This is a genomic window from Curtobacterium sp. B18 (assembly GCF_000333375.1).
Taxonomy (GTDB): Bacteria; Actinomycetota; Actinomycetes; order Actinomycetales; family Microbacteriaceae; genus Curtobacterium.
This window is the reverse complement of record NZ_BACZ01000663.1, coordinates 1-3,853: the sequence shown is the minus strand read 5'-3', so window position 1 is coordinate 3,853 and position 3,853 is coordinate 1. Positions and strand designations below refer to the sequence as shown.

Annotated in this window: 5 protein-coding genes; 1 reads left to right on the top strand and 4 read right to left on the bottom strand. The window is 75.1% G+C overall.

Annotated elements, in window-relative coordinates; all coding sequences use genetic code 11:
* Positions 1-171: 171 nt before the first annotated feature.
* Complete coding sequence (locus tag I5E_RS22110; RefSeq protein ID WP_022908184.1) at positions 172-492, top strand: DUF4190 domain-containing protein; 321 nt, start codon at positions 172-174, stop codon at positions 490-492.
* 3 nt (positions 493-495) lie between these two features.
* On the opposite strand, the gene I5E_RS17830 is transcribed toward I5E_RS22110, so the two are convergent.
* The 4 genes from I5E_RS17830 to I5E_RS22100 all read right to left on the bottom strand — a co-directional run.
* Positions 496-1,071: a TetR family transcriptional regulator gene (locus I5E_RS17830; protein WP_031263102.1), complete on the bottom strand. Its 576-nt coding sequence runs from the start codon at positions 1,069-1,071 to the stop codon at positions 496-498.
* 70 nt (positions 1,072-1,141) lie between these two features.
* Positions 1,142-1,903 carry a sulfite exporter TauE/SafE family protein gene (locus tag I5E_RS17825; RefSeq protein ID WP_022908182.1) on the bottom strand — a complete coding sequence of 254 codons (762 nt, stop codon included), beginning with the start codon at positions 1,901-1,903 and terminating at the stop codon, positions 1,142-1,144.
* Positions 1,904-2,019: 116 nt separating this feature from the next.
* Positions 2,020-3,342 carry a PP2C family protein-serine/threonine phosphatase gene (locus tag I5E_RS22960; RefSeq protein ID WP_022908181.1) on the bottom strand — a complete coding sequence of 441 codons (1,323 nt, stop codon included), beginning with the start codon at positions 3,340-3,342 and terminating at the stop codon, positions 2,020-2,022.
* 144 nt (positions 3,343-3,486) lie between these two features.
* The coding region (locus tag I5E_RS22100) for a fibronectin type III-like domain-contianing protein (RefSeq protein ID WP_042724023.1) at positions 3,487-3,853 on the bottom strand (367 nt) is incomplete at its 5' end.

Here is a 3,853-nt window from a genome sequence, read left to right as displayed (position 1 = left end):
CGCGGACGCCGGCTCCGAGCCGCCGGTGCGCTGGTGCACGCGTCGCGCTCGAGCACAGAGGTCGTAGAGGAGTCCGTCGTCCACGCACCGAGCGTGGCACAGCGAGGCGCCCGGACGCCACCAGGACTGGGTACTCCCGTCCCGCGGCCGACGCTCGTAGGCTCGGGGGCCGTGACCGACACCGCCCCCGGCCTGCACACTCCCGCCGCCGATGCCGCACCGTCCACGCTCGCCCCGCTGAGCCTGCTGGCCGTCGTGGCCATCGCCCTCGCGTTCGTCGCCCCGATCGGTGGCGTCGTGGTCGGCTGCATCGCCCGTCGCGAGGTCCGGCGCACCGGGGAGCGCGGCGACGGCCTCGCCTTCGCGGCCGTGCTGATCGGGGCGACCCTGACGCTGGCGACGGTCGTGGTGCCCGCGGCGATCGCTGCGTCGGGCTTCCTCGGGCTGGGCGTGCCGTTCGGGCTCGGCCTGACCGCTGGCCTGGGGTCCTGACCGTCAGCCGCCGACGAGCGACGTGACCGCGTCCACCACGACCTGCCGACGGCGCGCCGGCACGACCGCGCGGGTCAGCGCCTCGGACTCGGGACCCGCCTCGCTCCAGAAGGCCGCGAGGTGCAGCACCAGGCCGAGCAGGACGGCCGGCCGGTAGCTGCGCGGCAGGACGCCGGCTCGCTGCGCCCGCTCGACCTCGGCCACCATCGCGGTCTGCCGTTCGAGGACCGCGTCGAGCGGCACCGCCGAGGCCCGGTCGAGCCGGTGCCAGGTCGTCAGCCGCTGGGCCCACGGACGCTCGGCCCAGGCGTCGTGCAACCGGCCGGCGAACCCCGGGAGGTCGTCCGTGTCGAGCGGGACCCGCTCGAACGTCTCGGCGACGGTCTGTTCGACGAGGGCGTCGAACAGCCCCTCCTTGCTGCCGAAGTAGTGGAAGACCTGGGCCTTGTTGCTCGAGGCGGCCGCGGCGATCCGTTCGACCTTGCCGCCGACGAGCCCCGACGCGGCGAACTCGTCGCGCGCGGCGAGCAGGAGTCGTGCACGGACGGCGTCGGCGGCTGGGGGCGTGAACGGTGCCATGCCGTCCACCGTACCGATCCCGACGACGGGCACGGCCGCGGGTCACCAGCGCGCCGGATCGGTCCGCCGGTCAGGACGGCGCCACCGTGACGAACAGGTACCCGGCGAGCGCGACCGAGCAGCACGCGATCGCGACCCGGAGGACGCCGTGCGGCACCCGTCGGGCGACGGTCGGTCCGATGAGCCCACCGATCACCGCCCCCGCTCCGAGGGCGACGGCGGCGGACCACACGACGTGCCCGGACACCGCGAACACGACGGCGGGCAGGAGGTCCGCAGCGAGGAGCAGCACGTTCTTGACGGCGTTCGCCCGGTGCAACGACGGCGACCCGGTGAGCAGCAGCACGGCGATCATGAGCACACCGGACCCCGCGCCGAAGTAGCCGTTGTAGACGCCGACACCGGCGATCCCGGCCGACGCAGCACCGGTGGACCGAGCACGGGCGTCGGCGGTCGTCCGTGCACGACGACGGTCGAGGAGCGGCTGCAGCAGGAGGAGCAGTCCCCCGGCGAGGACGAGGAACGGGACGATGCGGTCGAAGAGGTGCGCCGGCGTGACGACCAGGAGCACCGCGCCCGCGAGCGAGGCGACGACGGTGGTCGGCATCCAGCGTCGCACGACCGCGGGATCGGCACGCACCTCGTGCCGGGCGCGGAACGCGGAGCTCGCACCGCTGCCGATGAGCGCGACGGAGTTCGTGACGTTGGCGGCGAGCGGCGGGATCCCGACGGCGAGCAGCGCCGGGTAGGCGACGAGCGAGGTGATCCCACCGGCGGTGCCGATCACCCCGGCCACCACGCCCGCGACGACGAGGATCCCGACGGTCAGCACGCTCCATGCTGTCACGACGCGGCGGCCCGGGGCGCGATCGGTCGCTGCAGGGCCCCCGATCGCCTGCCGTCGCGAGCACGCCGCCGATCGTCGGGGAACCGGTCCGGGCGGGGCCGTCAGGCCGCGGGGGCGACGGGTCCCTCGTAGCGGACCGCGAGCAGGGTCACGTCGTCCTCGTGGTCGACCGACCCACCGAGCTCCTGGACCGCGGCCACGAGTTCGTCCGGGTCGCGGTGGGTACGGAGGAAGTCGCGGAACCGCTCCGGGGCGTCGAGGTCGCCGCCGAACAGGTCCAGCACTCCGTCGCTGACGCTCACCACGACGTCACCGGGGCCGAGCATCGTCCGCCGCGGGGCCCACTCGGTGCCGACGCCGATCGGCAGGTCGTCGGAGCGGAGCCACTCGTCGTCGCCGTCGGCGCGGAGGAGTACGGACAGCCCGTGACCGGCGTCGACCCAGTGGGTCGTCCCGTCGCGGGCGATCTGGAAGTGGAAGCAGGTCGTGAACTGGTCGGCGCCCGGGCCGGACCGCATCCCCTCGGCCGCCGACCCGATCGAGGCCTCCGGAGCGCCGGGGCTCGACGCCGCCCGCACGAGGGAGCGCACCACGGCCGCGATCATGCCCGCGGCGACGCCCTTGCCCATCACGTCGCCGAGGGTGAAGGCCGCACCGTGCGCGGTCGGGTACCAGTCGTAGAAGTCGCCGCCGACCGTGCGGGCGGGCAGGCAGATCCCACGCGTCGTGAGCTCGACCGGGATGTCGTCGTGGGAGTCGGGCAGCAGGGACCGCTGCACGAGGGCGGCCTCGCTGATCTCGCTCTCCGCCTGCCGCCGGCGCTGCTGGGCGAACCGGAGTCGCAGGTCGGCCTGCCGTGCGAGCTCGTTCGTGACGCCGGCGACCGCGGCGAACACCAGGATCACGAAGACCAGGCGCACCATCTCGCTCGCGATCAGGTCGTCCGGGTCGAGCACGATCGGCACGGCGAACGTGATGACCGTGCCGACGAGCGGGTAGACGATGTGCTGTCGACCGGGCTTCGCCGCGATCCACACCAGCGGCAGCAGGACGGCGGCGAGGAACGGCGACCGGGCGTCCCCGGTGCCGAAGCGCAGCAGGCCGATCGCGATGAAGTCGACCGCCGGGACCAGCAGCTCGGCGCGCGCCAGACCCGGCCGCCACACCATGAGGGCGGCGAACCCGAGCCCGGCCAGGGCGAGCACGACGCCGCCCCAGACGCTGGGGACGTCGGTGACCGCGAGGACCGGGACGACGGCGCTGCTGACGGCGGCCACGATCGTGAGCCCGGCGATCACCGCCTGGTTCACGAGCGGGGCGGACCGGGCGAGGCGCCACCGGGCGACCGGAGCTGCCCGCGGGGCGGTGGCGGCCTCGGGCACGCTGATCCGTGCGATGACCGGGCCGAGCGTGTACTGGGTCATGACTCGTTCACCGTACCGTCGCCACCGGGATCCGGCCGCGCCGTGGACCTCGGCGCGCCACCGGACGCCGGGTGGTCCCCCCTTCGCACCACCCGGCGTCGTGCCGGGTCCCGACACGCCGGTCGTGTCCCGGCGCAGCCGCCGTCAGCAGCGCTCCCAGGTGACGGTGCGCCGGTCGGACGCCCGGACCTCGCGGACCGGACCGGTGACGCGGACCACCGCGCGCCGGGTGGCGGAGCCGGGGACGGGCGGTGGACCGGAGCGGTCGCCCGCCGCGACGATCCCGTCCGTGCGCACCGTGCCTCCCGGCTCCGACGCCGCCGCGTGGGACGCGACCCACACCTGCACGTCCCCGGGCTCGACCACCTTGCGGAGGGCCCGGTCGGTGAAGGCGAAGCGCTGGACGGGCACGCTCCAGCGGAGCCGCGCGGTCTCCCCCGGGGCCAGCGCGACCCGGGCGTAGCCGAGCAGCTGCACGACCGGGCGGGTGACGCTCGCGGCACGTCGTGCC

Bases quoted from the DNA above. Each gene is read 5' to 3' on its own strand.
- I5E_RS17830 (WP_031263102.1), bottom strand. From the start codon at position 1,071: ATGGCACCGTTCACGCCCCCAGCCGCCGACGCCGTCCGTGCACGACTC.
- I5E_RS22960 (WP_022908181.1), bottom strand. From the start codon at position 3,342: ATGACCCAGTACACGCTCGGCCCGGTCATCGCACGGATCAGCGTGCCC.